The organism is Stenotrophomonas sp. FW305-3-2-15-E-LB1 (genome assembly GCF_058787375.1).
In genome coordinates this window covers 23515-48258 of the sequence record NZ_JBYSZR010000006.1, presented here as the reverse complement: position 1 = coordinate 48258, position 24744 = coordinate 23515, and the positions used below count along the sequence as shown (strand labels likewise).

The window sequence follows — 24744 nt, the reverse complement described above, 5'->3', positions numbered from 1 at the left end:
AGCATGCTGACCCGTGCCCTGATCGTCGTGCTGGCCATCCTCAACGTAGGCGTCGCCAGCTGGTGGCTGCTGCGCAGTGAACCCGCGCCGGCCACGCCGCCCCAGCCCGCCACCGGCGTGGCCGAGCTGCGCTGGCTGCCGGGCGGCACCGATGCCGCTGCCGTGGCCCAGACCAGCGCCGCCACGCCCACCGAAGCCCTGCAGGAGCGCGAGGCCGCACCCAGCGCCGCCGTGGCGGCCACCCAGGCACCGGCACCGGCGACACCGCCGCCCGCCGAAGCCGCCCCCACTGCCAACGCAGCACCCACCGTGGCTGCCGCCGCCAAGCCCGCCGAGCCGGTGGCCGAAGCGCCAGCCGTAGCGAAGCCCGCTGCCGACAAGCCCGCCGCACCGCCGCGCTGCGTTGCCCTGGGCCCGTTTGCCGACCGCGCCGCGGCCGTGGCCGCACAAGGCCGCGCCGGCAGCCTGCTGGCCCCGGCGCGCCTGCGCGAACAGCCCGCCGCCAGCGGCAGCACCCGCTACCGCGTGCTGCTGCCAGCCGCCGCCAGCCGCGAGGAGGCGCAGGCCACGGTCAAGCGCATCGTCGCCGCCGGTCTCAGCGATTACTACATCATCAGCCAGGGCGAAGAGAGCAACGCCATCGCCCTGGGCCAGTACCGCAACCGCGAGGGCGCCGAGCGCCGCATTGCCGCCGTGAAGGCCGCCGGCTTCCAGCCGCGCCTGGTGGCCAGTGGCGACGCCGGGCAATGGTGGCTGGAAGGGCAATTGGCCGCCGGCAGCGAACCGAAGCAGGTGCAGCAGCGCAGCGGTGCTGCGCAGCAGCGGTCGCTGGAATGCACGCGACTGCGCTAGAATCGCCCCACCGCGGCACTGCCGCCGGTGAAGCACCCATGCCGCTTTAGCTCAGTTGGTAGAGCAACTGTCTTGTAAACAGTAGGTCATCCGTTCGATTCGGATAAGCGGCACCAGATCATGGCCGGCCATGGCGCAGAACGTGGCCCTTGGCCCCTGTGAGCATGCCGTGCGCGCTCGTATGGCTACCAGTGTTCAGGCTTTCGGATGGGCTTCCTTCCCGTTTGTACGCGCAGTGGCAGCAGGGCGCGTTTCAGTTCGTCGTCCAAGAGGTGCGTTCTTGTCCAGTCCGCCCTCCCATCGAGAGACGAACTCACTGACCTTCCCGCGGGGCCACCGCCATCCGGAGGGTGTCTCGGCGTCACTACGCCCAGTCGTATGTGTGGAAAGTCCTCTCGAATCGCACTGAGCACCGGCTCAACGTCGCTGTCATTCGAACAGATAACCATCTGCGCATATCTCCCGGATGCTGCATCCCGATACATCGCCAAGGCGATGTTCACATCCGTCTGCTTCTCCTCAATTTTCCACACCCGTATGCGTTGCTTGCGGTCATAAGGGCCGTCTGGGTTGAAGACTGGAAGCAGTGTTCCCTTTCTCTCCATGCTGTGCCTGCCCAATGTCTTGAGGAATCGATCAGGGTGGAGATGTTCATGCGCGCGCAGGTAGCACGCTTGTGCTGCAACTGAAGCGCCGCCATGAGTAGCAAAGCGCCCCAATGCCATGGCCGTGAAATAGTGCACGTGCGCTAGTTCATTCGTCGGGTTCTGATCGTGGAGCAGGATCTCGAATAGCCTCACGACATCAATCCATTTAAAGCACGTATTTCTGATGCGGCCGTAGTAGAGGTTGTAGCCGTCCACGTAGACCGCTGTCGTGATCGCCATATTTGCTTCCTGCAAATGTGAAAAAACCGCCTTTCGGCGGTTTTTTCGTCCTGAGCCGTTGAGTCAACCGAATGACGCGGCAAAGGAGGAGTGGTGCGGCCATTTTATATCGGCGCGCGCGTACCAGTGCAAGGCAGATGCCGACATTCAAAGCCCTGCCCACGCCAGCCCTGCCCCACGCCGTACCCCCCCCAGCCGCCTATTCAGTTGAGCCCGCCAGATTCGTCGCATGATGTGCCCGGTCTGCAACGGATGACGGACATGGCACGGAACTGGATTGTGATGGGGGACGTTACCTCCAGCGGCGGTCGGGTGATCACCGCCTCGGGTGACACCGATGTTGCCGGCAAGGGCGTCGCGCGTATCGGGGACAAGGCAACCTGCCCAAGTCTGCATAAAGGCGTCTTCGCGATTGTCGAAGGCGATGCCACGCTGATGGTCGATGGCCAGCCGGTTGCCTTGCATGGCAGCGCGCTTGCCTGTGGCTGCCGGGTGTTGTCCAGCCAGCAGTCCGTGGTGCATGTCACCGGCGGTGGCGGTGGCGGTGGCGGTGCGGGCGCGGTCGCGGTCGCGGGCGGTGCAGGTGCGAGCTCTGGTGCCGCAAGCAAGGTCGCCGCCATCGTGGGCGCCGTGGCGCCGCTCGCCAGCAAGGTGCTGCCTGCGTACGACCAGGCGGTCCGGTTCGTCGGCTCGCAAGGGACACCGTTGGCCAATGTGCCGTACACGCTGCACCTAGCCGATGGCCAGTCCATCAACGGCACCACCAATGCACAGGGCGAGACGGCACGCGTGTCATCCGGCCAGAGCCAGCCCATCGCGCGTGCCGAGCTGCATCCGCCCGAGCAGCCGACGGGCTGCTGCGCACGCACGTCGCCGGCCAGCGCCGACGCCAAGGAGGTCTTCGAGCTTGATGGGGTGATGACCACCTCCGACGAAATGGGCACCTCGGTCGTGCCGGTGAGTGCGCCGGGCCATGAGCGCAGCCTGACCCCGGGCGAGATCGAGATGGCACGGCTGGTGTTCGGCGATGCGGTCGACTACAGCAGCGTGAAGGTCCACAACCACGGTTATTGGCTGTTTTTCGGCTTCCAGGACAAGAACACCGCCGTTACCCCGAACGGCGAAATGTACTTCCCCAAGGGCATCTACCTCGATGACTTCTCCGCCGACAGCATCGGTAACCAGCAGTTCTTCATCCACGAGATGACGCATGTCTGGCAGTACCAGCTCGGCTACAACGTCAAGCTCGTGCGCGGGCCGAGGCCGGGCATGAGCTATGACTACGTGCTGGATGAAACGCGCCTGTTCCACGACTACAACATGGAGGCGCAGGGTGACATGCTGGCCGACTACTTCCTCGTCACCTTCCGTGGCTCACAGTCGCGCATGAACAACACCCGATATCGCGCGGTGGCCGGCATCGGCGCACAGCTGGAACACACGCTCTCCCAGTTCCTTGCCGACCGCAGCAGCAAGGACAACCTGCCGAGGACAACCCGATGATGCAACTGCGAGTGCCGGTCGCGCTGCTGGGCCTGCTGCTGCCGATGATGGCCAGCTGTTCGTCGCCCGCCGGGCGCTACCAGCAGGCGACCATCCAGGACCGTGGCGGTGTGCCCTGTTTCGGCGTGCCCGATACCCGCGAAACGCGCGCCAACGCGCCGCTCATCACCGGTGTTTCGGTGATGGAAGTCGGCACGGGCGGCGCGCCGATCTGGGAACGCGACTTCCTGCAGTCCGGGTCTGCCGAACCGCCGCTGCCGCCGGGGCAGTGCCTGCCCTACGGGGAAGGCGGACCGCCCGCGCCCGCGCTGCAGAGCGGCAAGCGCTACCAGGTGGAACTCTGGGGCCGCACACCGGGCACGCCGGGCAACAAGGACGAGGCGCAGTCCCGCTGGTTCAACGGCCGCTTCTGCATGGTGGACGTGGCCGGAAAGGTGGTGACCAAGGCCGGTGAATCGGAGTGCACTGCCTCACCCCGGCCGTGACTGCAACGCCACATATTCGGCCAGCCCCCGGCAGGCCAGCATGAGCCCTTCGCGCGCACCGTCGCCGATATCGTCCTTTTCCTCGCCATCCACGCGCACGCGTTCGTTGGCGTGATACAGCTCCAGCAGCGCGACCAGTCCGGCGGCGCTGCGGTCCCGGCGTGCGTTGTCGGCCGCCTAGCCGGGCGTGCGGGTCGGCAACGGCCAGGGCTGTCCATCCGCGGCATCGCCGGCGGCAATGTTCAGCAGGCAGTTGCGCAGGGTGATGGTGCAGGGCACTTCATTTGCGGCAGCGAAGGCGTCCTCCAGTGGCTGGGCCAGATCGGGCGGCAGCTGCGTGGCGGCGTCGCCCAGGGTGGCGGTCAGGTACGGGTGGCGGGATTTGGACATGCGGGCATCCTCGGCAGTAACGGAGATGCCACCGGCTGAGGGTGGCGGACGATGCGTGGCTTCCAAAACCGGGAATGATGAGCCGGCGGGTACGAGACCCCCACGCACCGCCCGCCATACAGCCGCAGACGGATTGCCAGCCGACGCCGCCACATACAGGCGACGTCGGCTGACAAGCGCAAACTTGCTTCATCACAACACGGGTTTGGAAGTCCCGGCCACCCAGTGCGGGTGGCAATTCATCTTGGGCACGCAAAGTCGTGACGCGCCAATCAATTGTTCGGATGAATCTGCTGTTTCCGAAAGGAAAAATGAATTATCGCGATTGGCCTGTTTTTCAGGCTCCGATGGCAAAAGCGACAACGTGCGCGAGCGTGTTCGAGGTGTGCTGACGCAATCAACGACATCGCAACGCTTGAAGCCACGCCCCACGCGCATTGCAAAGCTGGCTTAACAGCCGCACCAGGCCATGCACACCCTCAGTGCGGTGCCAAGCCGAGCGTTACCGCTGCCCGGTATCGCCCGGCACCAGATGCGCCCACGGGAACACGTTCTTTTCGAAATGGCTGACGTAACCGCCCATGCCCGCCTGGATGACCATGAACTGCAACCCCGGCCGCAGGGCCTGAAGCGTCTGCAACTGCGCCACGCTGAGTGCGCTGTTGCGCAGGCGGAAGGTATGCACCGCTGCGAACGCGTCACTGGCGAACAGCCGTTCGTAGGCGGCAAACGGTGTCACCGCATTGGCCTGCCGCGCATCGGCCCAGGTGAACTGCAGTTCGGTGGATTCGCTGAAATCCAGCAGGCCCAGTGCCGGCAGGTTGCGCGATGCGGCCAGGTGCTCGATGAAGTGCTGGGTGTCGTAGCCGCCGCCAATCTGCAGCACGTTCAGGTGCGGCAGCGGCACGTCGAAGAAGCGGGCATCCGGCGCGTTGGGCACCACCAGTTCGGTCAGGTGCGGGGCACGGCTGGCGAAGCGGGCGATCTCGCCCGCCTCTTCCATGATCGAGCCCGCGCGCTGGATCAGCGAGGTGTTGTGGTGCTCCGGCGCGGTGGGGGTGATCACCAGCGAACGCAGGCGCGGGAACTGCACGTTGCTGTCCAGCAGGGAGGTGAACGCCCATTCGCGGGTGCCGTTGGCGCCCTCATCCCCGCCGGTGAAGCGCAGCGACATGACCGCCGCGGCCACGCCCGGATCAGACAGGCAGGCCAGCGTCCATTCGAACGGTTCGTCCCACGGGTTGCCGAAAAATTCCACGTGCAGGCCACCGTACAGCGGTGCCACGGTCAGCCGTGTCTGCAGCGCCAGCCACAACGGCCCGGCTGGATCGTCGATGTCCAGCGCGTACTCGCTGGCGGTGTCCAGGCTGAAGGCGTGGATGCGCTGCTGCAGCTCGAGCAGGGTCTGCTGGGCGGGGGCGAAGCTGGAGGTGGCCATGCGGGTGGTCCGGTCGTCCTTGGGGTGCCCGGATGATAGCGCCGGCCCGTGACGCACCGGCCCCGCGATGGCCGATCGAGGTCTTGATATTCCTCACGGACCGGCGCGCCCCTGCCGACGCATACTGTCGCCATCCGCCCAACCGGGCCGCCTTGGGAGTCAATCATGCGTCGCTACGCTGTTTCCCTGACCGCTGCACTGGTGTGCTCCGCCGTCGCGGCCCCGGCCATGGCCGCCGTGCCGTTCTTCAACGCGAGCTGTCCCGGCGGCCTGGATGTGCACGCCGATGAGGGCGGGCCGGTCTACGTCCAGGGGCGGGAGGCGGCGCTGAAGCGCTTCAACGACCGCTATTTCGAAGCGCGTGATGCGCAGAGCGGCGTGACCCTGTCGATCACCCGCGGTGACGACGGCACGCCGCAGATCAGTTACACCGGCCGTGGCGGCGCCAACGGCATCTGCCAGGTCAGCGGCAGCGATGCACCGGCCGCGACGGAGCGGCACGACCGCCACCACCACGATGACGATGAGGGGGCGGCGCTGCCGAGTGAGGTCACCTGCGAATCCACCGACCAGCGCCAGGTGTCGTGCGCGATGGATACGCGCGGCAACGTGGAAGTGGCCCGCCAGATCAGCCGCACGCGCTGCGAGCAGGACCAGAACTGGGGCCTGTCGCGGCACGCGGTGTGGGTGAATGGCGGGTGCCGCGCGGTGTTCCGCAACACCTCGCGCGCCGCGTACAGCGCACCCAGCGGTGGCAATGCGCTGGGGGCCTGCAACACGCGCAAGGGCGCACAGGGCACGCTGGTCACCCAGGTGCCGGTGGGCAGCGATTACCAGGAACTGATCATCGATTACCCCGATGGCCGCTTCCTGTGCATGCTGCGCAACAGCGGCGAAGTGCAGAGCGTGACGCCCGTGCGGCACCGCGGGGGTTGAGTTCGTCGCGCCCACCGCCCTATGGTGGCCGCCCTTACTGACGTCGGGTGGCATCACCATGTCCCATCTTCTGGCCAAGGCTGCTGAAAAGGCGGATCTCGACCGGATCGATGCCTTGCTGGATGCAGGCGCCGATATCGAGTGGCAGCACAAGGGTACGGGGCGCACCGCACTGCTTTCGGCCGTGATTGCCGGAAAGCGGGATGCCGTAGCGCGTTTGCTGGATCGCGGTGCCAATATCGAGCATGCCTGCACGGCACTGGGCTACACCGCGCTGGGTTGGGCCGCCGAGCAAGGCGATACTGAAATCGGCGGCCTGCTGATCGCACGCGGCGCCATGCTCGATCCTGCTTCATCGGAACAACGGCGTACGCCGCTGATGCTGGCGTGCGCAGGTGGGCACCTGGCGATGGTCGAACGGTTGCTGGACAGCGGCGCGTCCGTAGCAGTCCGTAGCACCGCTGGATTTCGACGGCCGGAACGCTCTGGCGATGGCCGATGACCGCGGGTATGCCGAGGTGGTGGCACTGTTGCACGCCGCCGGTGCGACGCCGCCGCCTGTGTTGATGGAGGCACCGCCGCTGGAATGGCCCGAACCGGACGCGGCTGGGGAACCGGCGGCCGTGGTGCGCGGTTATCTGTTGGCCCACTACGCGTGGGAAACGCGCGGTTACCTGGATTCCCGGGCCGGCGGCACGCTCCTGCTCAGTCCGGGCTTCCAGGAGGAGAAGGCAAATCTCCTGGCGGCCTGGTGTACGGAGCGGAAACGGGCGTACGCAACCGGTGTTTCGGTCGGCAACCCCCGGCGGTTTGTGCCTGAGGATCTGCTGGTGGCCGTTGCGAAGCCGACCGCCTCGAAAGCGGAAGTGCTGGTACGCGATGACCCGCAGAAGTCCCGCTCGCTGCGCTATGAACACCTGTTCGTGCTCAAGCGCGTTGGTGGCCAGTGGCGTATCGACGTGCTGAAGAAGCGCCAGTACCACACCGAGGCCTGGACGACGGCCATTCCCTGAGTGGCGAAGCGGCCAGGATCGCGGCACTTTCCTGCTGCACCGCCGCGAGTGGTGTCACATGCCTCTGGCTAGACTGTGCTTCTTTTTCGCCTGCAGGAGGCACCCATGGCCCATCCCATTTCCGTAACCCTCATCGGCGTGCCCACCGACGTGGGCGCGGGCCATCGCGGTGCACGGCTTGGCCCGGAAGCCCTGCGCGTGGCCGGCCTGCCGGAGGCGCTGGAGGCGCGCGGCGTGGACGTGCGCGACCTGGGCAACCTGGACGGCCCGCGCAACCCGTGGACCACGCCGGTGCAGGGCTACCGCCACCTGGACGAGGTGGTGGCCTGGAACCGCGCGCTGATGGACGCCAGCTACGCTGAACTGCAGGCCGGGCGCATGCCGATCATGCTGGGCGGCGACCATTGCCTGGGCATCGGCTCGATTACCGCCGTGGCGCGCTGGTGCCGCGAACAGGGCAAGACCCTGCGCGTGCTGTGGCTGGACGCACATTCGGATTTCAACACCAGCGATGTCACCCCGTCGGGCAACATCCACGGCATGCCGGTGGCCTGCCTGTGCGGGCTCGGCCCGGACGCGCTGACCCAGCTGGGCGGCAGCAGCCCGGCCATCACCCCGGCGCAGATGCACCAGATCGGCATCCGCTCGGTGGACCCGGACGAGAAGCGCCTGATCAAGACCCACAAGGTCGATGTGTACGACATGCGCTACATCGACGAGAACGGCATGAAGCGCACCGTGGAAGCGGCACTGGCCGGCATCGACGAGAACACCCACCTGCACGTCAGCTTCGATGTGGATTTCCTCGACCCGAGCATTGCCCCGGGCGTGGGCACCACGGTGCCGGGCGGGGTGAACTACCGCGAGGCGCAGCTGGTGATGGAGATGATTGCCGACAGCGGCCGCATGGGTTCGTTGGATATCGTTGAACTGAACCCGCTGCTGGACAAGCAGAACGCGACCGCCGAGCTGGCGGTGGACCTGGTGGAAAGCCTGTTTGGCAAGTCCACGCTGATGCGCGACTGAGCGTCAGCGGCCTGCACCTGAACGGCCTGGAAGCCTGTTCACACTCGCTGCACGCGGCAGACGCCAGATTGCACTTCACGCAAGGCCACTCCACTGCGGGAATGGCCAAGCGCGATGAAAACCATGTAGTGGCGAACCCCAGGAGAAGACCATGAAGCGTGTAGTTGCCCTGATGCTGTTGTCGATGTTCTCGGTGGCCATGCTGGCTGGCTGCAACACCGTTGCCGGCGCCGGCAAGGATGTGCAGAAGGCAGGCCAGTCGGTTGAGGATGCCGCCAAGGGCAACTGAGCCCGGGGTGGTGCCCAATGAAAGAGGCCGGGATATTGTCCCGGCCTTTTTTGTGCGCGCTTTCCAGGGTGCAGGCGGAGTGAACCATTCAAGCAGGTGAGCACGCTTTTCATTGCGGGTTGACCGCTGGCCAACAGCCGATGCGCGAAGCTGGAACCACGGTAAGAACGCCGTTGCAACCAAGGGTTCCAGCAATGAACAAAGACATCATTTCCGGCAAGTGGTCGCAGCTCAAGGGCAAGGCACAGGCCAAGTGGGGCGATCTGACCAACGACGATTTCGATGTGGCCGAAGGCAACGCTGAGTATCTGGCCGGCCGTCTGCAGGAACGCTATGGCTGGGCCAAGGACCGCGCGGAGAAGGAAGTGCACGAGTTCTCCGACAGCGTCCGCAAGGATTATCCGGACTTCAAGTAAAGGTCCGTCGCGCTTCCCCCACAGCGCGCCCCCACAGCCCGGCGCCCGTACCGTGATGGTGCGGGCGTCGTGGTGTCTGCCTCAGCGCGAGGGCGGGTCGGGCACGTAGCGGTTGGGGAAGGCCTGCGGCTCGCGCGGCAGGCGCGAGGGCGAATCGAGCACGATGCCGCGTGCGCGCAGGTTGCGTGCGCTGTCGTAGCGCAGTTCGCTGACGTAGGACGGATCGCGGCTGGCGCGGTCGAAGGTGGTGTCGCGCACCTGCGAGGTCTCGCGGTCGCCGTGGCCGGTGCCGAGTGCCGGTGCCTGCGACTTGGCCGCGTAGCCTTCGGCACGGCTGGCACGGGCGCTGCTGTCGGCGGCTGCGGAGGCTTCAGCCATGGGGGCGGGCGACGCCGGCCGGCGCAGGATGGGGCGCGGCTCCGGCCGCCACTGGGTGCGCTCGTTGAACACCGCGATACCGATCACGCCCACGTTGTCCGGCCGCCCGGTACGGCTGGCATAGCTGTTGCCAGGGCTGCTGAACACGAACTGGGCCACCTCGTCCTGGCTCTTGCGCCAGCCGGTGATGTCCGCGCGCTGGCCGGGGTTGAGCACGTAGCCGGTCTGGGAGGGGTTGGCCTCCTCGCCGGAAATGGCATTGATGCCGTCCACCGACAACACCACCAGCACGCGGCGCGGGCTGTCGTTGTACAGGCGCACCGCATAGCGATGGCCACGATCGCCGGCCACCCAGCGCTGGCCGTCGGCCGGGTAACTGCGCAGTTCGGTGCCGCGGTCGCGGTCGACCAGGGTCATGCGGACCGGGCCGTCCTGGGCGATCGGCGGCGGCAGCGGGGCCGGGCGGAAGCCAGCCAGGGGCAGGATCAGCAGCAGGGGCAGCAGGCGTTTCATCGGGCGTCTCCAGCGGGGTTGGGTGAACAAACGCGCCGCAGGCCCTGACGGGGTTGGTCACGGGCGCGGTAAACTGGCCCCGTTCATCGAAGGTTACCCCCACGCAGTCATGACGACCCGAGTCCTCACCGGTATCACCCCCTCCGGCACGCCCCACCTGGGCAACTACGTTGGCGCCATCCGTCCAGCCATTGCCGCCAGCCGCGCTCCGGACATCGAGAGCTTCTTCTTCCTGGCCGACCTGCACAGCCTGATCAAGTCGCAGGACCCGCAGCGCACCCAGCGCGCGACCCTGGAGATCGCCGCCAGCTGGCTGGCCTGTGGCCTGGACCCGGAACACGTGTGGTTCTACCGCCAGAGCGACATCCGCGAGACCACCGAGCTGATGTGGTTCCTCACCGCCATCGCCAGCAAGGGCATCCTCAACCGCGCGCATGCCTACAAGGCGGCGGTGGACAAGAACCGCGAAGAGGGCGTGGATGAAGATGCGGGCGTCAGCGCCGGCCTGTTCATGTACCCGGTGCTGATGGCCGCCGACATCCTCATCTTCAAGGCCAACCAGGTGCCGGTGGGCCGCGACCAGATCCAGCACATCGAAATGGCGCGCGATTTCGCCCAGCGCTTCAACCACGTGTACGGCAAGGAGTACTTCCCGCTGCCGGACGTGGTGATCGACGAGCAGGTGGCGACGCTGGCCGGCCTGGACGGCCGCAAGATGAGCAAGAGCTACCACAACACCATTCCGCTGTTCGTGCCGCGCGAGGAGCTGAAGAAGCTGGTGTTCTCGATCCTCACCGATTCGCGCGCACCGGGCGAGCCGAAGGACACCGAGGGCTCGGCGCTGTTCCAGATGTACCAGGCCTTTGCCACCCCGGAACAGACCGCTGAATTCGCCAAGGCCTTTGCCGCCGGCATCAGCTGGGGCGATGCCAAGCAGCAGCTGTTCGAGCGCATCGACGGCGAGCTGTCGCCGCTGCGCGAGCGCTACAACGCGCTGATGGCCGAGCCGGAAAAGATCGAAGCGCTGCTCAAGCGCCGTGGCCAGCAGCTGCGCGAGCAGCTGGCCGCACCGCTGCTGGAAGAGCTGCGCCATGCGGTGGGCCTGCGTGACCTGTCCAGCGCCGGCGACATCGCCAGCGAGGATGCCGGCGTGGCCCGCGTGGCACCGCCGCTGTTCAAGCAGTACCGCGAAAAGGACGGCCGTTTCTACTTCAAGCTGACCGCCGGTGACGGCACGCTGCTGATCCAGAGCGAAGGCTTCGATTCGCCGCGCGATGCCGGCCAGTTGATCGCGGTGATCAAGCAGGCCGAGCAGGGCGACCAGCTGCAGAGCGAGCTGTTCAAGCTGGAAGCCGACGTGGAAGTCGTGCTGGACGCGCTGGCAGAGCTGCGCGCCGAATGACGGGTCGTGCCGGCCGCTGGCCGGCAACCGCACGGGACATGCCGGCCAGCGGCCGGCACGACCACGGCATTGCACCCATGGCATGATGGCCGCGCGCCCCCGGCGCGATGACATGGAGTCTGCGATGGCCTGGTTGTCGCTGCTGCTGTTCCTGCCCTGGTTCCTGCTGCTGGGCAGCCTGTACTGGCTGTTCCCGCGCCAGCCGCGCACTGCGCGGCGGCGCCTGTTCGATACCACCACCCTGGTGCTGGCCTTCGCCCTGAGCATCGGCTCGATGCTGTGGGGCTATCACATCGGCCGCGTGCAGCCCGGTGCCGGACCCATCTGGCCGCAGGTGCTGGCCGTGCTGTATGCCTACGGCGCGTTCCTGGCGGTGCTGGTGCTGGCGTTGCTGCTGCGGCCACGCTGGCTGCAAAGGTAGAGTCGACCGTTGGTCGACTGCTCTCCTGTCGGCCATCGCCAAATTCCGCGCTGCGCGCGAAGTCGACTGACAGTCGACTCTACCCGCCGCCGACCCGTCCACAACCGGCCAGCGGCCGGCACTACCCGACCAAAGCCGCATCGAACCGGGCCCGCGCTGGCGCCTACCATGGGGGTCTGTTCCTGATCCTGCCAGGTGCGTGCCGATGACCGCCGATCCCAGCATCCACACCATCGATACCGGCTTCCAGCGTCCCGACTTCGACGCGGCCTACCTCATCGTCGAAAACGGCCGTGCGGCCTTCGTCGACTGCGGCACCGGCCTGTCCGTGCCGGCCATGCTGCAGGCGCTGACCGATGCCGGGCTGGGCGTGGAGGCGGTGGATTGGCTGCTGCTGACCCACGTGCACCTGGACCATGCCGGTGGTGCGGGCCTGCTGATGCAGCAGCTGCCCAATGCCAAGGCCGTGCTGCACCCCCGCGGTGCGCCGCACATGATCGACCCGACCCGGCTGATTGCCGGTGCCACCGCCGTCTATGGTGCCGAGGAAATCGCCCGCAGCTACGGCCGCATCGAAGCGATTGCCGAGGCCCGCGTGGTGGTGGCCGAAGACGGCCACCGCGTCGACCTGGCAGGCCGCGAGCTGTTGCTGCTGCACACCCCTGGCCACGCGCAGCACCACTACTGCGTGTGGGATGCACGCAGCCGCAGCTGGTTCACCGGCGATACGTTCGGCATTTCCTACCGCGAGCTGGACAGCGCGCAGGGCGCCTTCATCTTCCCCACCTCCTCGCCGGTGCAGTTCGACCCGGAGGCGATGAAGGCCTCGATCCAGCGCATGCTGGGCTACGGCCCGCAGGCGATGTACCTGACCCACTACGGCCGCGTGCAGCAGGTCGAAAAGCTGGCCGGCGACCTGTTCGAGCAGATCGATGCGATGGCGGCGATCGGCCGCCAGTGCGATGGCCGTGCCGACCGCCACCGTTGCCTGCTGGCCGCGCTGCAGGCGCTGTACCTGGAACGCGCGCAGCAGCACGGCTGCGCACTGGACCAGGCGGCGGTGGCCGAGGTGCTGGCGATGGACATCGAGCTCAACGCGCAGGGCCTGGCGTGCTGGCTGGACCGCGCACGCCGCTGACCGGCACGGCTGCGCCGCGGTGTCACGACCACGTTACACTCTGGTGACTCCCCTTCCTGCCGTGGTATTGCCGTGAATCCGATGCGTGTGTTGCTGCTGTCGTCCTGCCTCTTCGTCGGGGGCCTGGCCCATGCGGCCAACGACCTGCCCGGCGGCGGCATCGATCCGCAGGCACTGTCGCGCCACGTGCGGGTGCTGGCCTCGGACGAGTTCGAGGGCCGCGCACCGGCCAGCGCAGGCGAAGAGCGCACCGTGCAGTACCTCATCGAGCAGTTCCGCAGCTACGGCCTGCAGCCCGGTGGTACCGATGGCAGCTGGGTGCAGCCGGTGCCGCTGGTGCGTGCGCAACTGGATGGCCCGGCCAAGGCCAGCCTGCAGCTGAAGAAGGGCAAGCGCACGCTGGCCAACGGTGTGGACGTGACGCTGCAGAGCCTGCAGCCGCGCAAACGCGTGCAGATCAACAACGCGCCGCTGGTGTTCGTCGGCTACGGCATCGATGCACCCGAGCGCCAGTGGAACGATTACAAGGACGTGGACCTGCACGGCAAGATCGCCGTGGTGCTGATCAACGACGCTGATTTCGAAGCCGATGCACCGGGCGCGTTCGATGGCAAGGCAGTGACCTACTACGGCCGCTGGACCTACAAGTTCGAGGAAGCCGCACGCCGCGGCGCCGAGGGCGTGCTGATCGTGCACGAGACCGCGCCGGCCGCCTACGGCTGGGCCACGGTGAAGAGCTCGGGCACCTCGCCGCTGTTCGACATCGAACGCGGCCAGGCCGAAGCGATGGCCCAGCACACGCCGCTGCGTGGCTGGATGCAGCGCGAACTGGCCGAGGCGATCTTCGCCGACGCGGGCCTGGATTTCGACGCCGAGAAGCGCAAGGCCATGCAGGCCGATTTCCGCCCGGTGGTGCTGGACAACGCGAAGCTGAGCGTGGATTTCGCACTGAAGCGCGAGCAGGTGGTGACCCGCAACGTGGTGGCCAAGCTGCCCGGTGGCGAGCATGGCGACGAGGCCGTGATCTTCTCGGCGCACTGGGATGCCTTCGGTATCGGCCAGCCCGATGCCAAGGGTGACCGCATCCGCCACGGTGCCATCGACAACGCCACCGGCGTGGCCACCGTGCTGGAACTGGGCCGCGTATTCGCGGCCGGCCCGCAGCCGCAGCGCAGCCTGTACTTCGTGGCCCTGACCGCGGAGGAGAAGGGCCTGCTGGGTGCGAGCTACTACGCCGCGCACCCGCTGGCGCCGCTGGAAAAGACCGCCGCCGTGCTGAACATCGAAATGTTCAGCCCGGACGGTGCGACGCGTGACATCGCGTCGTGGGGCAAGGGCCGGGTGTCGCTGGAAGGTGACCTGGAACGCGTGGCCAAGGCCCGTGGCCGCAGCTACAGCCCCGACCCGAACCTGGAAGCGGGCTTCTTCTACCGCGCCGACCACTTCGCCTTCGCCCGCCTGGGCGTGCCGGCCATCACCATCGGCCCGGGCCTGGACAAGCTGGACGGCGGCGTCGAGGCCGGCCGCGCGCTGCGCGAGAAGTACTTCGCCGACTGCTACCACCAGGCCTGCGATGCCTGGACCCCGAGCTGGGACCCGGCCGGCCACGCTGCCGACACCCTGCTGGTCTACGACCTGGGCGCCGAACTGGCCAACAGCCGCCGCTGGCCGCAGTGGGAGAAGGCGTCGGAATTCCACGGTGCCCGCGAGAAGAGCGACGCCGCCCGTCGTTGAGGGGGCCGGCGGGCGCCACGGTGTTCCGCCGAAGCCGGTAGCGTCGACTGGGTAGAGTCGACTGTTAGTCGACTACCCGCGCAGCGCGGGGTTCTTGGCAGCCTGATCGAAGAGCAGTCGACTAACAGTCGACTCTACCGGTCGCCGGTCGCCGGTCGCCGGTTGCCGGCCAGCGGCCGGCACTACCGTCGCTGGCGCAGCAGCTTCCATGCGCCCCAGCCACTGGCGACGAGCGCGGCCAGATAGCACGCCACCATCGTGCGCATGCCCATCGGGTGCAGTTGCCCGCCGCGCGGGTGGGTACTCATCGCCAGGGAGCTGTGGCCGCTGCCCAGGTCCACCGCCAGCTGCAGCGCCAGCGCGGCACAGAACACCAGCAATGCCACCCCGAAGCCGATGCGCGGCCACGCGGCCTGCGCACTGGGGCGGCGCAGCAGCCAGGCCACTGCGGTGGCTGCGGCCAGCACCACCGCCATCCACATCAGCGGCGACGCCGGAGACGCAGCAGCCACCGGCATTGCACCGGTGGCTGCCATCAACACAGCGCCCTTACTTGCGGGTGCCGTCGAGCCAGTTCGGGCCCTTGTTGGTGAGGAAGAAGACATAGACCACCAACGATACCGCGATCGTGGCGGTGACGTAGATGGCGAACCAGTCAACGTGGCCGGTCTTCAGCGCGCCTTGGTACAGCAGCGGCGCGGTGCCACCGAACAGCGAGTTGGCCAGCGCATAGCCCAGGCCCACGCCCAGTGCACGGATGTGGGTGGGGAACAGTTCGGCCTTCACCACCGCGTTGATGGAGGTGTAGCCGGTGAGGATGACAAAGCCCAGCGCCAGGGTGAGGAAGGCGAGGGTGGCATCGTGCTGGTGCGGCAGCTGGGTGATCAGGTACCAGCTGTACAGCACGCCGCCCACGCCGAAGAACACCAGCAGGCTCTTGCGGCCGATGATGTCCGACAGCCAGCCACCGACCGGCTGCAGCACCATCAGGAACGTCAGCACGCCCAGGTTGACCAGGGTGGCGGTCATCGGATCATCGGCGGCGAAGGCGCTCTGGATCATCTTCGGGCCGTTCACCGAGTAGGTGTAGAAGGCAATGGTGCCGCCGGCGGTGATCAGGAAGCACAGCAGCAGCGGGCGCCACTGGTGCACGAACAGCTCGTACATCGAGCCGGACTTCTTCGCCTTGCCTTCGCGTGCGGCCTCGATCGACGACTCTTCCATCGTCTCGTCCATGCCCCGGCGCAGCCAGAACACCACGACTGCGGCGATGCCACCGATGCCGAACGCGATGCGCCAGCCGAACTCGGAGATTTCCGGCTTGCCCCAGAAATTCAGCATCAGGAACAGCGTGAGCTGCGCCAGCACGTGGCCACCGACCAGGGTGACGTAGTGGAACGAGGACAGGAAGCCGCGGCGGCCGGGAATGGCAGCCTCGGACATGTAGGTGGCGCTGGCGCCGTACTCGCCGCCGGTGGCGAAGCCCTGCAGCAGGCGCGCGAACAGCAGGATGATCGCCGCCCAGATGCCGATGCTGGCCGCCGTGGGCGTGATGGCGATGAGGAAGGAGCAGACGGCCATCAGGGTGACCGACACGGTAAGCGCCAGGCGGCGGCCGTGGCGGTCGGCGAAGCGGCCGAAGAACCAGGCGCCGATCGGGCGCATCAGGAAGGTGGCGGCGAAGATCGCCCACACGTACATCGTGGAGTTCTTGTCTTCGGGCGAGAAGAACTGCGATTCGAAGTACACGGCGAACACCGAGTACACGTAGACGTCATACCACTCCACCAGGTTGCCGGCGGAGCCTTTGAGGGTATTGGAGATCGAGCGGCGCAGCGCGGCGCCGTCGGTGCTGGGGACAGCAGGTTGGGACGTGGTACTCATCTGGGTGAGGATCCTCGATGCGGTGCTTCCATGCGGGAAAGATCGGTGCCAGGGGCGCGCGTGGGGCGCTGCCAGCCAGCCTCCTAGGTACTGCATCCCACGTCAACGCCGGGTGCCGGAGGGGCAGGCAGGGCATGGGGACCGCACAGGGTGACAGCGGCGCGCAGGGGGGACCATAGCTAGATCGTCGTACGCGCGGCCGCGTGCCGCGTGTTCAGCCGCACCGCACGAGGCCCGCGCGCCTGCCGGAAGCGGGGTTATTTCCACCCGCCGAACCTTCTAGAATCCGTTTTCCCCTGCCTGCTGGTGCGTCATGTCGGCTTCCCCTGTTCCTTCTGCGGCTGCCCCCCGGGGTGGCCTTGTCGCGCTGGCGCTGCTGCTGGTCTACGTGGTCTGGGGCTCGACCTACCTGGGCATCGCCAAGGCCCTGCACGGCGGCGCGCTGCCGCTCACGATGGTGTCCGGCAGCCGCTTCATCATTGCCGGCGGCCTGATGTACCTGGCCCTGCGCCTGTTCTGGAAGATGCCGCGGCCGACCCTGCGGCAGTGGCGCAACCTGGTCATCATGGGCGTGACCATGCTGGTGCTGGGCAACGGCATGGTGGTGCTGGCAGAGCGCGAGGTCTCTTCGGGGCTGGCGGCCACGGCGGTGGCCTCGGTACCGCTGTGGATGGCGCTGTTTTCGGCGCTGCGCGGCCAGCACGCCAGCCGTGGTGAATGGCTGGGCATCGCGGTGGGCTTCATCGGCGTGGTCTGGCTCAACGCCGGCAGCAGCCTGACCGCCTCGCCGACCGGGCTGGTGCTGCTGCTGATCGCGCCGATCGGCTGGGCCTTCGGCTCGGTGTGGGCGCGCGGGCTGGATCTGCCCGGCCCGTTCATGACCGCCGCCGGGCAGATGATCTGCGGCGGCGTGCTGCTGGTGCTGATCGGCCTGGCGGTGGGCGAGCGCCCGACCACGCTGCCCGATACCAGCGGCCTGCTGGCCATGGCTTACCTGTGTGTCTTTGGTTCCATCGTGGCCTTCACCGCGTACGTCTGGTTACTGCACAACGTGCGCCCGGCGCTGGCCGGCAGCTATGCGTACGTGAACCCGGTGATTGCGGTGCTGCTGGGTGCGGCACTGAACGGTGAGCATTTCGGCTGGCGCGACTTCCTGGCCATGGCGGTGATCCTGCTGGGCGTGGTGGTGCTGACCATGGCGCGGACCTGGAAGAAATGAGCATGGACGAGAAAGAACAACGCCGCGGGTTGCTGGTCACCGCTTCCACCTTCGTGCTGTGGGGGCTGGTGCCGGTGTACTGGCACCTGCTCAACCAGGTGCCCTCGTTCCAGATCATCGCCCACCGCATCATCTGGTCCACGGTGCTGGTGGTGGCGTGGCTGCTGCTGAGCGCGCGCCTGGGCTGGTGGCAGAAGATCGCCGCGCAGCCACGCGCGCTGCCGATCCTGGCGGTATCCAGCCTGACCATCGCCTTCAACTGGGGCCTGTACATCTGGGCGGTCAACGCCGGGCATGTGATTGAAACCAGCCTGGGCTACTTCATCAATCCGCTGGTGAACGTGCTGCTGGGCGTGCTGGTGCTGAAGGAACGCCTGCGCCGCCTGCAGTGGGTGGCCGTGGCGATGGCCGCCGTGGGCGTGGCCTGGCTGACCATCGATGCCGGCACGCCGCCGTGGATCGCGCTGGGGCTGGCCTGCTCGTTCGGCCTGTACGGCCTGCTGCGCAAGCTGGTGTCGGTGGATCCGGTGGCCGGGCTGGGCGTGGAAAGCCTGTACCTGTTCCTGCCGGCGCTGGCGTTTGCGGTGTGGGCAGAGAACGGCCATGGCGGCGCGTTCTTCCATGGTTGGGGGTGGCGCAACGACCTGCTGCTGGTCTTCGGTGGCGTGGTCACCGCGGTGCCGCTGATCGGCTTCGCCTACGGGGTGAAGCGCATTCCGCTGTCGCTGGTCGGCATCCTGCAGTACATCGCGCCGAGCCTGCAGCTGCTGCTGGGCGTGTTTTTCTTCCACGAGGCATTCGACACCGGCAAGGCGATTGGCTTTGCGGTGATCTGGGCCGGGCTGGTGCTGTTTGTCGGCGAGAACGTGCGCGCGATGCGGGCGACGAAGCGGTAATCGCGAAGGGATCCGACCCCGGTTCCGGCAAAAAAGAACGGCGCCCCGAGGGGCGCCGTTCTGCTTCCATCTCCGGCCAGGAGAGAGTTGGCCGGAACGGGAACGCGGGTGCAGGCTTAGAAGCGCTGCTGGTACTTCATGTACATGAAACGACCGATGTCGAAGCCGCCGTAGTAGACGAAGCTGCTGTTCGGCTGGCTGTACATGACCGGACCCTGGTGGTCGAACACGTTGTTCAGGCCCAGCGAAACGGTGCCATCCCACGGCAGGCTGTAACGCACCTGCAGGTCGTGGAAGGTGTTCGAGCCCACCTTGTTGGTCGGCGAGGCATCGGTGTAGGCCGAGCTGAAGCCCGGGATGTTGCACTCGTCCATGTAGGAGCACTTCTCCTTCATGCTGGAGTAGTAGCGCGCGGTCCAACCGATGCCCAGGTTGCCGTACTGCCAGTCCAGGTTGAAGGTCGATCGCACGCGGAAGTTGCCGCCCCAGCTGGTCAGCTGCTCCACCGGCGTGGTGGCGGCGTTGTCGTTACGCTGCTCCAGGTAGTCGGTGTAGGTGGTGTTCCAGGTGACGGCGAACTTGCCGAACGCGGTTTCCGGCAGGCGGTAGCGCGCGCTGATGTCATAGCCGGCGGTTTCGCGGTAGCCGGCGTTGACCAGCGAGCGGTCCAGCCCGTTGACCTGGCCGTTGCTGCCACGGGTGAAGCGGCCGCAGGCAGCGTCCGAACCCTGCACGTAGCACTGTTCCAGGATGTTGGTGGCCGACTCGCCGACGATGGCGTTGTCGATGCGGATCTTCCACCAGTCCAGGCTGACGTCCAGGCCCTGCACGAAGTCCGGGCTGTAGACCAGACCCACGGTCCAGGTCTTGGCGGTTTCCGGCTTCAGGTCCGGGTTGGAACCCGAGCTGAAATCGGTGGTGGCCTGCTGGCCCGGCTTGCTGGCGACGGTGCCGTCGCTGTTGAGCTGGCGGAAGTTGGCCGGCACGTTCAGGGCCTTGCAGCGTGCAGCAACCGCAGCACTGGTGGCGGCGGTGCCGAACGAGGTGTCGCACGGATCGGTGAACGAGTCACGGCTGCTGACGGTGCCGCCGTACAGATCGTCCACGGTGGGCGCACGGAAGCCGGTGCCGTAGGTGGCGCGCACCAGCAGGCTGTCGATCGGCTTCCACTTCACGCCGAACTTGCTGTTGGTGGTGGAGCCGAAGTTGTTGTAATCCGAGTAGCGACCGGCCACGTCCAGCGACAGCTCACGGGCGAAGGCCATGTCGGCCAGCAGCGGCACCTGCAGTTCCAGGTAGACCTCGTTGAGCGAGTAGTCGCCCTGGGTCGGCTTGCCGCTGGTGCCGGCGATCTGGCCGTTCTGCACCATCAGGTCCGGGGTGTAGCGTGCTTCTTCGGTGCGGTGCTCGAAGCCCATCGCGGTCAGCACGTCGCCAGCCGGCAGGGTGAACAGCGAACCGGAGATGTTGGCGCTGGCCACCTTGGTGGTGGTCTGGCTCTTGTCCACGAAGCGGGCGAACAGGTAGTCCTGCACGTCCTGGTTGCTCAGCGAGCCCGGGCCGGTGTAACCCATCGGTGCAGCCGGGTTCCACGGCACGCAGCCGGCGATGATCGCATCGGTGGTACCGCAGTAGGCCACGCCATCCTTGATGAAGGACGGGCCGACGGCCTGGTTGACGTTCGGCTGGAACATGCTGCCCGTGCCGATGCGCTCGCCTTCATTGCGGTTGTAGGTGTAGTTGACGTTCCAGTCCCAGTAGCGCGAGCCGGTCTCGAAGCTGCCTTCCAGGCCCAGGCTGCCGCGCTTGGTTTCCAGGTTGTTCTCGGTGCCGCGCAGCAGTTCTTCGGTGCGGTGCGAGAACAGCACGTCCTGGCCCCACAGGTTGAACGCGCTGTCCTTGGACAGGGCGGCACGGGTGCCGTTGCGGGCCTGTGCGGCGGTGACCGAGTACGGGTAGCCGGCCAGGTGCTTGCTCGATTCGCGCTTGCTGTACAGCGCGTCGGCGACGATGCGCAGGTTGTCGTTGACCGAGAAGCCGCCGTTGGCGAACACCGAGGTGCGCTCCAGGCCGGTCAGCAGGCTCATGTTGATCTTGGTGTTGGCACCATCGGCCGGGTTCAGCGTGTGGAAGTTGGCTGCATCGGTCGGGTCGCCGCCCGGGCCGACCGTTACCGGCTTGCCGCCGACGGTGACGCTGCCCCACGGCGTGGTGCCGTTGAGGCCGTCGTTCGGGTGGCGCGGGCCGTTGACGTAGCGGCTGAACTCGCGCGCGCCGCCCATCACTTCGTCTTCCTTGGTGCGCTCGGCGCCGACGCTGAACCAGCCGCGGTCGAAGGTCTTGCCGAAGGTGGCGCTGTAGGAGCGCTTCTGGCCGTCGCCTTCACCGTACTGGCCGACGTAGACGCTGGCTTCGCCACCGTCGAAGTTCTTGCGGGTGATGATGTTGACCACACCGGCGATGGCGTCCGAGCCGTACAGCGCCGAGGCACCGTCGGTCAGCACTTCCACGCGCTCGACGATGGCCGAGGGGATCGAGGCCAGGTCGGAGTAACCGCCGGCGCTGACGCCCATGCGGCGGCCGTCGATGAGCACCAGGCTGCGTTCCGGGCCCAGGTCGCGCAGGCTGACATACATGCCACCAAAGTCGCGCGAGGAGATCAGCGAGGACGCGCGGCTCATGCTCGGCGAGCCGGCAGCGGTCACGTCCTGCAGGATGTCGGCGACGTTGACGTAGCCCTTCTTCTCGATGTCGGCGCGGTTGAGCGCAACCACCGGCTGGGCGGTCTCGACACTGGCTTGGCGGATGCGCGAGCCGGTGATTTCGATGCGATCGAGGTTGGTGGTGTTGTCGCCCGCATCCTGTGCGAAGGCGGGGGTGGTGCAGCTGGCAGCCAGCGCGATGACGATCGCGTTGCGCAGCGGGGTGGTCTTCAGGGACATCCGTGAAATCTCGTGTTTCAGAAAAAAACATGCGCCCGTTCTGTGGGCGCGTGGGGTACTGCAAACCAACGTGGGGGGCGGGATTCTAGAGTGTTTTCATTCGTAACTGTTTGTCCCTGCGTGTTTCATCGCGTTGAAGATGAATCGCAACCAACAATCCACAGGAGGGCTGTGCGCAGCGTCACGCGCGTGCTGTTTTCGATGCGCAGAGGCACCGATAACGGCCGCAATCGCGTGATCTGTAATGCGCGGGGTGTGCGTGTGTTCATCCACGCATGGCGTGGATCTACTGGAATGCGGACACCCGCGCGATCAACAGGCGCACCGGTAGATCCGCGCCATGCGTGGACAAGGCACCAGTAGATCCACGCCATGCGTGGATGAAGCACCGGTAGATCCACGCCATGCGTGGATGACGCCCCAAAAAAAAGGGCGAAGCCTTCGCTTCGCCCTTCCACATCCATCACCTCACACACGTGTGCGCCGATCAGGTTTCGCGCAGCGCCGTGGTGATCGGCAGGCGCGCCGCGCGCAGTGCCGGGAACAGGCCACCGACCAGGCCGATGCCCAGCGCCCACTTCAGCCCATTCCACAGCAGCTCCGGCGATACATGGAACTTGAACACCACCGCGCTGAAATTGCTGCCGATGGTGGACACGCTGTACCCGTTGAACAACAACCAGGCCACGGCGCAGCCGAGCAATCCACCCAGCAGCGCCAGCAGCATGGTTTCCAGCATCACCGCAGTCACCACCGGCAGGCCGCGGAAGCCGATCGCGCGCATGGTGGCGATCTCGCGTGCACGCGTGGCCACGGCGGCATACATGGTGTTGAGCGCGCCGAATACCGCGCCCACCGCCATGATCGTGCCGATCACCTTGCCGAGGATGTCGATCAGCGTGGTCAGGCCGCCGCCCTGCTTGCTGTAGTAGGCGCGCGTGGTTTCCACGTCCAGCTTCAGGCGCGGGTCGGCAGCCACCGCCGCCTTGAACTGCTCGAAGCCCGCCTTGCCATCGGTGCGCACGCTGATCGACTGCCATGCACCGCGCTGGTAGGTGGTGGCCAGCGTATCGGCGTCGGTCCACAGTTCCGAATCATGTGCATCGCCGGTGGCGAACACACCCACCACGGTCCAGGCCTGGTTGCCCAGGGTCAGCGTCTTGCCTACCTCCATGTTGCGGAACTGGCCCTGCGCGCCCTGGCCGACCACGATCTCGCGCAGGCCGGTGGCGAACTTGCGGCCCTGCACGATCCTGACCTTGTCATGCACCGCCCACGCCTGTGGGCCGACGCCGCGGAACTGCGCATTGACGTCGGTGCCATCGGCCCGCGACACCAGGTTCACCACCTGCGAGAGTTCCGGCGACAGCAGGGGCCGGCCTTCGCCATCGCGGCTGATGCCGGGCAGGGTGGACAGCGTGGGCACCTGTTCGCGGGTGATGACCGAGTTGGTCTCGGCCTGCGAACCACCCCGCAGCACGATGGCGGTAGTGTCATCGCCGGTGTTGTTGAGCGTGGCCTGGAAGCCTTCGCCCATCGCCAGCATCGCCACCAGCACGCCGACCACGCCGGCGATGCCGACCACGATCACCGAGGAGGCGCCCCAGCGCTGCGGCAGGCTGGCGATGCCTATGCGGGTGGCCGCCAAGGCCAGGCGGCCGCTGCGGGTCAGCAGCAGCCACAGCGCCACCAGCACGGCCACGGCCAGCACGCCAAACCATGGCAGGCCGATCCACAGCACCAGGCCCACCGCCAGCAACAGCACGGTCAGCGCGTTGCCCAACCACTTCTTGAGCTTGTTCATTGGTTGTCCTCCTCAGCGGCCGGCCAGCGCATCGACGATCTTCAGGCGCTTGGCCCGCAGCGCAGGCAGCAGCCCGACCACGATGCCGATCACCACGATCAGGCCCACGCCCACCAGCCAGGTGGGTGTGGGTACGTGCGGCGGCAGCATGCCCATGCTCTTCGGCGCGATGGCCGGCAGCACCAGCGCGGCCAGGCCCATGCCGATCAGGCCACCAAGGCCGATCAGCAGCACCGACTCGACCATCACCAGCGTCAGCACGGTGCCATCCTTGAAGCCCAGCGTCTTCAGCGTGGCCAGTTCGGGAATGCGCTCGCGCACGGCCTGGGCCATGGTGTTGCCGGTCAACAGCAGCAGGGTGAAGAACACCGCGCCCATGATCGAGGTGACGATCATGCCGATATCCGCGAACTGCTTGACGAAGGCCTGCTGGAACGCTGATTCGGTCTGGGTCTTGGTTTCGTGGTCGGAGTTGGCCGAGATCGCATCGATGGCCTGGGCCACCCGCGAGGCATGGTCGGGGTTGTCCAGGGTGATCGTGTACCAGCTCACCTGGTTCTTGATGTAGTCGTTGGATTCGTCGAAGTACTTCCAGTTCATCATCAACTGGCGTTCTTCGTTGCCCGCCTGCGCGCGGTCCTTGGAACGGAAGATGCCCTTCAGTTCCAGCGGCCAGTCATTGCTGCCGCCGCGGGGGAAGATGGTGGCCTGCAGGGGGATGGTGTCGCCGATCTTCCAGCCGAACTGGTTGGCCAGGCTCTCGCCGACGATGGCACCGGTGCGGGTCTGCTTCCAGTCTTCCAGCTGCGCCGGGTCGATCTGCAGTTCGCGGTAGACATCGAAGTAGTTGGGCGACACCGAGAAATTCGGGAAGAAGTTCTTCGGGTCCTGGTAGATGCCGCCGAACCACATGCCATAGGCCACGTCGCGCACGCCGTCGACCTGGCGGATCTGCGTTTCCAGGCGGATCGGCAGCGACTGGGTGATCGACAGGCGCGATGCGGTGACCAGGCGGTTGGCACCTTCCACGCTGCCGCCGGAGTTGAATGCCACGCGTACCGAATCGAGCATGCCGAACAGCAGGAACGCGGCGACCACCGAGAGCAGGGTCAGCAGGGTCCGGGTGCGGCTGCGGAACAGCTGCGCCCAGACAAGGGAAAAGTATTTCATCGCCGGGG

23 protein-coding genes, 1 tRNA gene and 1 pseudogene are annotated in these 24744 nt (G+C 66.8%); 16 read left to right on the top strand and 9 right to left on the bottom strand.

The window, feature by feature from the left end:
- Positions 1 to 3 precede the first annotated feature (3 nt).
- Both AC3WL7_RS06400 and AC3WL7_RS06395 read left to right on the top strand, forming a co-directional pair.
- On the top strand, positions 4 to 852 hold the full coding sequence (locus tag AC3WL7_RS06400; RefSeq protein WP_492749696.1) for an SPOR domain-containing protein: 849 nt from the start codon (positions 4 to 6) through the stop codon (positions 850 to 852).
- 40 nt (positions 853 to 892) lie between these two features.
- A tRNA-Thr gene (locus AC3WL7_RS06395) sits at positions 893 to 968 on the top strand.
- Positions 969 to 1037: 69 nt separating this feature from the next.
- Here the strand turns inward: AC3WL7_RS06395 and AC3WL7_RS06390 are convergent.
- Positions 1038 to 1739: an NYN domain-containing protein gene (locus tag AC3WL7_RS06390; protein ID WP_492749695.1), complete on the bottom strand. Its 702-nt coding sequence runs from the start codon at positions 1737 to 1739 to the stop codon at positions 1038 to 1040.
- Between the two features lie 261 nt (positions 1740 to 2000).
- Between AC3WL7_RS06390 and AC3WL7_RS06385 the strand changes: the two genes are divergently transcribed.
- Positions 2001 to 3242 (top strand): PAAR domain-containing protein, encoded by a 1242-nt coding sequence (locus tag AC3WL7_RS06385; RefSeq protein ID WP_492749694.1) that lies wholly within the window; start codon positions 2001 to 2003, stop codon positions 3240 to 3242.
- Complete coding sequence (locus tag AC3WL7_RS06380) at positions 3239 to 3727, top strand: hypothetical protein (protein ID WP_492749693.1); 489 nt, start codon at positions 3239 to 3241, stop codon at positions 3725 to 3727. The genes AC3WL7_RS06385 and AC3WL7_RS06380 overlap by 4 nt, the downstream gene beginning before the upstream one ends.
- On the opposite strand, the pseudogene AC3WL7_RS06375 reads toward AC3WL7_RS06380, so the two are convergent.
- Positions 3713 to 4117 (bottom strand): annotated as a pseudogene (locus tag AC3WL7_RS06375) (hypothetical protein). The gene AC3WL7_RS06380 and the pseudogene AC3WL7_RS06375 overlap by 15 nt on opposite strands.
- Before the next feature lie 502 nt (positions 4118 to 4619).
- Complete coding sequence (locus tag AC3WL7_RS06370; RefSeq protein ID WP_492749692.1) at positions 4620 to 5555, bottom strand: hypothetical protein; 936 nt, start codon at positions 5553 to 5555, stop codon at positions 4620 to 4622.
- A gap of 165 nt (positions 5556 to 5720) precedes the next feature.
- Here AC3WL7_RS06370 and AC3WL7_RS06365 point away from each other — a divergent pair, with 165 nt between their 5' ends.
- From AC3WL7_RS06365 to AC3WL7_RS06340, 6 genes are all read left to right on the top strand, one after another.
- Positions 5721 to 6491, top strand: a complete 771-nt coding sequence (locus AC3WL7_RS06365; RefSeq protein ID WP_492749691.1) for a DUF3011 domain-containing protein — start codon at positions 5721 to 5723, stop codon at positions 6489 to 6491.
- A 58-nt stretch (positions 6492 to 6549) separates the two neighbouring features.
- Complete coding sequence (locus AC3WL7_RS06360) at positions 6550 to 6993, top strand: ankyrin repeat domain-containing protein (protein WP_492749690.1); 444 nt, start codon at positions 6550 to 6552, stop codon at positions 6991 to 6993.
- The gene (locus AC3WL7_RS06355) at positions 6983 to 7504 is read left to right on the top strand and encodes an NTF2 fold immunity protein (RefSeq protein ID WP_492749689.1); all 522 of its coding nucleotides are present in this window, start codon (positions 6983 to 6985) and stop codon (positions 7502 to 7504) included. Before AC3WL7_RS06360 ends, AC3WL7_RS06355 begins: the two co-directional genes overlap by 11 nt.
- Before the next feature lie 105 nt (positions 7505 to 7609).
- Positions 7610 to 8530, top strand: coding sequence for an arginase (gene rocF / locus AC3WL7_RS06350; protein WP_079224915.1), 921 nt, complete (start codon positions 7610 to 7612; stop codon positions 8528 to 8530).
- 151 nt (positions 8531 to 8681) lie between these two features.
- The gene (locus tag AC3WL7_RS06345) at positions 8682 to 8819 is read left to right on the top strand and encodes an entericidin A/B family lipoprotein (RefSeq protein ID WP_079224917.1); all 138 of its coding nucleotides are present in this window, start codon (positions 8682 to 8684) and stop codon (positions 8817 to 8819) included.
- 194 nt (positions 8820 to 9013) lie between these two features.
- Positions 9014 to 9235 carry a CsbD family protein gene (locus tag AC3WL7_RS06340; RefSeq protein ID WP_079224919.1) on the top strand — a complete coding sequence of 74 codons (222 nt, stop codon included), beginning with the start codon at positions 9014 to 9016 and terminating at the stop codon, positions 9233 to 9235.
- 81 nt (positions 9236 to 9316) lie between these two features.
- On the opposite strand, the gene AC3WL7_RS06335 is transcribed toward AC3WL7_RS06340, so the two are convergent.
- Positions 9317 to 10126 carry a hypothetical protein gene (locus AC3WL7_RS06335; protein ID WP_492749688.1) on the bottom strand — a complete coding sequence of 270 codons (810 nt, stop codon included), beginning with the start codon at positions 10124 to 10126 and terminating at the stop codon, positions 9317 to 9319.
- Between the two features lie 109 nt (positions 10127 to 10235).
- On the opposite strand from AC3WL7_RS06335, the gene AC3WL7_RS06330 reads away from it, so the two are divergent.
- The 4 genes from AC3WL7_RS06330 to AC3WL7_RS06315 all read left to right on the top strand — a co-directional run bounded on the left by AC3WL7_RS06330 (position 10236) and on the right by AC3WL7_RS06315 (position 14821).
- Entirely contained in the window at positions 10236 to 11528 is a 1293-nt protein-coding gene (locus tag AC3WL7_RS06330; RefSeq protein ID WP_492749687.1) for a tryptophan--tRNA ligase, read from the top strand.
- Positions 11529 to 11652: 124 nt separating this feature from the next.
- Positions 11653 to 11949 carry a hypothetical protein gene (locus tag AC3WL7_RS06325; protein WP_367381105.1) on the top strand — a complete coding sequence of 99 codons (297 nt, stop codon included), beginning with the start codon at positions 11653 to 11655 and terminating at the stop codon, positions 11947 to 11949.
- Positions 11950 to 12154: 205 nt separating this feature from the next.
- Positions 12155 to 13087 carry an MBL fold metallo-hydrolase gene (locus AC3WL7_RS06320; RefSeq protein WP_492749686.1) on the top strand — a complete coding sequence of 311 codons (933 nt, stop codon included), beginning with the start codon at positions 12155 to 12157 and terminating at the stop codon, positions 13085 to 13087.
- Between the two features lie 81 nt (positions 13088 to 13168).
- Positions 13169 to 14821, top strand: coding sequence for a M28 family metallopeptidase (locus AC3WL7_RS06315; protein ID WP_492749810.1), 1653 nt, complete (start codon positions 13169 to 13171; stop codon positions 14819 to 14821).
- Between the two features lie 182 nt (positions 14822 to 15003).
- On the opposite strand, the gene AC3WL7_RS06310 is transcribed toward AC3WL7_RS06315, so the two are convergent.
- The gene (locus AC3WL7_RS06310) at positions 15004 to 15339 is read right to left on the bottom strand and encodes a hypothetical protein (protein WP_492749809.1); all 336 of its coding nucleotides are present in this window, start codon (positions 15337 to 15339) and stop codon (positions 15004 to 15006) included.
- A 31-nt stretch (positions 15340 to 15370) separates the two neighbouring features.
- Complete coding sequence (locus tag AC3WL7_RS06305) at positions 15371 to 16705, bottom strand: MFS transporter (protein WP_200733079.1); 1335 nt, start codon at positions 16703 to 16705, stop codon at positions 15371 to 15373.
- 313 nt (positions 16706 to 17018) lie between these two features.
- Between AC3WL7_RS06305 and yedA the strand changes: the two genes are divergently transcribed.
- Both yedA and rarD read left to right on the top strand, forming a co-directional pair.
- Entirely contained in the window at positions 17019 to 17924 is a 906-nt protein-coding gene (gene yedA / locus AC3WL7_RS06300; protein WP_108745753.1) for a drug/metabolite exporter YedA, read from the top strand.
- Complete coding sequence (gene rarD / locus AC3WL7_RS06295; RefSeq protein WP_492749685.1) at positions 17921 to 18820, top strand: EamA family transporter RarD; 900 nt, start codon at positions 17921 to 17923, stop codon at positions 18818 to 18820. The genes yedA and rarD overlap by 4 nt, the downstream gene beginning before the upstream one ends.
- A gap of 116 nt (positions 18821 to 18936) precedes the next feature.
- Here rarD and AC3WL7_RS06290 read toward each other — a convergent pair whose 3' ends face one another.
- The 3 genes from AC3WL7_RS06290 to AC3WL7_RS06280 all read right to left on the bottom strand — a co-directional run bounded on the left by AC3WL7_RS06290 (position 18937) and on the right by AC3WL7_RS06280 (position 24736).
- Complete coding sequence (locus AC3WL7_RS06290; RefSeq protein ID WP_492749684.1) at positions 18937 to 21762, bottom strand: TonB-dependent receptor plug domain-containing protein; 2826 nt, start codon at positions 21760 to 21762, stop codon at positions 18937 to 18939.
- Between the two features lie 487 nt (positions 21763 to 22249).
- Positions 22250 to 23566, bottom strand: a complete 1317-nt coding sequence (locus tag AC3WL7_RS06285; protein WP_312738069.1) for an ABC transporter permease — start codon at positions 23564 to 23566, stop codon at positions 22250 to 22252.
- A 12-nt stretch (positions 23567 to 23578) separates the two neighbouring features.
- Entirely contained in the window at positions 23579 to 24736 is a 1158-nt protein-coding gene (locus tag AC3WL7_RS06280) for an ABC transporter permease (protein WP_079224932.1), read from the bottom strand.
- Positions 24737 to 24744: the final 8 nt, after the last annotated feature.

Excerpts from the sequence above, each read along its gene's own strand:
- AC3WL7_RS06390 (WP_492749695.1), bottom strand. The coding sequence starts at position 1,739 with ATGGCGATCACGACAGCGGTCTACGTGGACGGCTACAACCTCTACTAC.
- AC3WL7_RS06320 (WP_492749686.1), top strand. The coding sequence starts at position 12,155 with ATGACCGCCGATCCCAGCATCCACACCATCGATACCGGCTTCCAGCGT.
- AC3WL7_RS06335 (WP_492749688.1), bottom strand. The coding sequence starts at position 10,126 with ATGAAACGCCTGCTGCCCCTGCTGCTGATCCTGCCCCTGGCTGGCTTC.
- AC3WL7_RS06355 (WP_492749689.1), top strand. The coding sequence starts at position 6,983 with ATGGCCGATGACCGCGGGTATGCCGAGGTGGTGGCACTGTTGCACGCC.
- AC3WL7_RS06365 (WP_492749691.1), top strand. The coding sequence starts at position 5,721 with ATGCGTCGCTACGCTGTTTCCCTGACCGCTGCACTGGTGTGCTCCGCC.
- AC3WL7_RS06360 (WP_492749690.1), top strand. The coding sequence starts at position 6,550 with ATGTCCCATCTTCTGGCCAAGGCTGCTGAAAAGGCGGATCTCGACCGG.
- AC3WL7_RS06325 (WP_367381105.1), top strand. The coding sequence starts at position 11,653 with ATGGCCTGGTTGTCGCTGCTGCTGTTCCTGCCCTGGTTCCTGCTGCTG.
- rarD (WP_492749685.1), top strand. The coding sequence starts at position 17,921 with ATGAGCATGGACGAGAAAGAACAACGCCGCGGGTTGCTGGTCACCGCT.
- yedA (WP_108745753.1), top strand. The coding sequence starts at position 17,019 with ATGTCGGCTTCCCCTGTTCCTTCTGCGGCTGCCCCCCGGGGTGGCCTT.
- AC3WL7_RS06345 (WP_079224917.1), top strand. The coding sequence starts at position 8,682 with ATGAAGCGTGTAGTTGCCCTGATGCTGTTGTCGATGTTCTCGGTGGCC.
- AC3WL7_RS06400 (WP_492749696.1), top strand. The coding sequence starts at position 4 with ATGCTGACCCGTGCCCTGATCGTCGTGCTGGCCATCCTCAACGTAGGC.
- AC3WL7_RS06340 (WP_079224919.1), top strand. The coding sequence starts at position 9,014 with ATGAACAAAGACATCATTTCCGGCAAGTGGTCGCAGCTCAAGGGCAAG.
- AC3WL7_RS06285 (WP_312738069.1), bottom strand. The coding sequence starts at position 23,566 with ATGAACAAGCTCAAGAAGTGGTTGGGCAACGCGCTGACCGTGCTGTTG.
- AC3WL7_RS06330 (WP_492749687.1), top strand. The coding sequence starts at position 10,236 with ATGACGACCCGAGTCCTCACCGGTATCACCCCCTCCGGCACGCCCCAC.
- AC3WL7_RS06310 (WP_492749809.1), bottom strand. The coding sequence starts at position 15,339 with ATGCCGGTGGCTGCTGCGTCTCCGGCGTCGCCGCTGATGTGGATGGCG.
- AC3WL7_RS06280 (WP_079224932.1), bottom strand. The coding sequence starts at position 24,736 with ATGAAATACTTTTCCCTTGTCTGGGCGCAGCTGTTCCGCAGCCGCACC.
- AC3WL7_RS06315 (WP_492749810.1), top strand. The coding sequence starts at position 13,169 with ATGCGTGTGTTGCTGCTGTCGTCCTGCCTCTTCGTCGGGGGCCTGGCC.
- AC3WL7_RS06380 (WP_492749693.1), top strand. The coding sequence starts at position 3,239 with ATGATGCAACTGCGAGTGCCGGTCGCGCTGCTGGGCCTGCTGCTGCCG.
- AC3WL7_RS06385 (WP_492749694.1), top strand. The coding sequence starts at position 2,001 with ATGGCACGGAACTGGATTGTGATGGGGGACGTTACCTCCAGCGGCGGT.
- AC3WL7_RS06305 (WP_200733079.1), bottom strand. The coding sequence starts at position 16,705 with ATGAGTACCACGTCCCAACCTGCTGTCCCCAGCACCGACGGCGCCGCG.
- AC3WL7_RS06290 (WP_492749684.1), bottom strand. The coding sequence starts at position 21,762 with ATGTCCCTGAAGACCACCCCGCTGCGCAACGCGATCGTCATCGCGCTG.
- rocF (WP_079224915.1), top strand. The coding sequence starts at position 7,610 with ATGGCCCATCCCATTTCCGTAACCCTCATCGGCGTGCCCACCGACGTG.
- AC3WL7_RS06370 (WP_492749692.1), bottom strand. The coding sequence starts at position 5,555 with ATGGCCACCTCCAGCTTCGCCCCCGCCCAGCAGACCCTGCTCGAGCTG.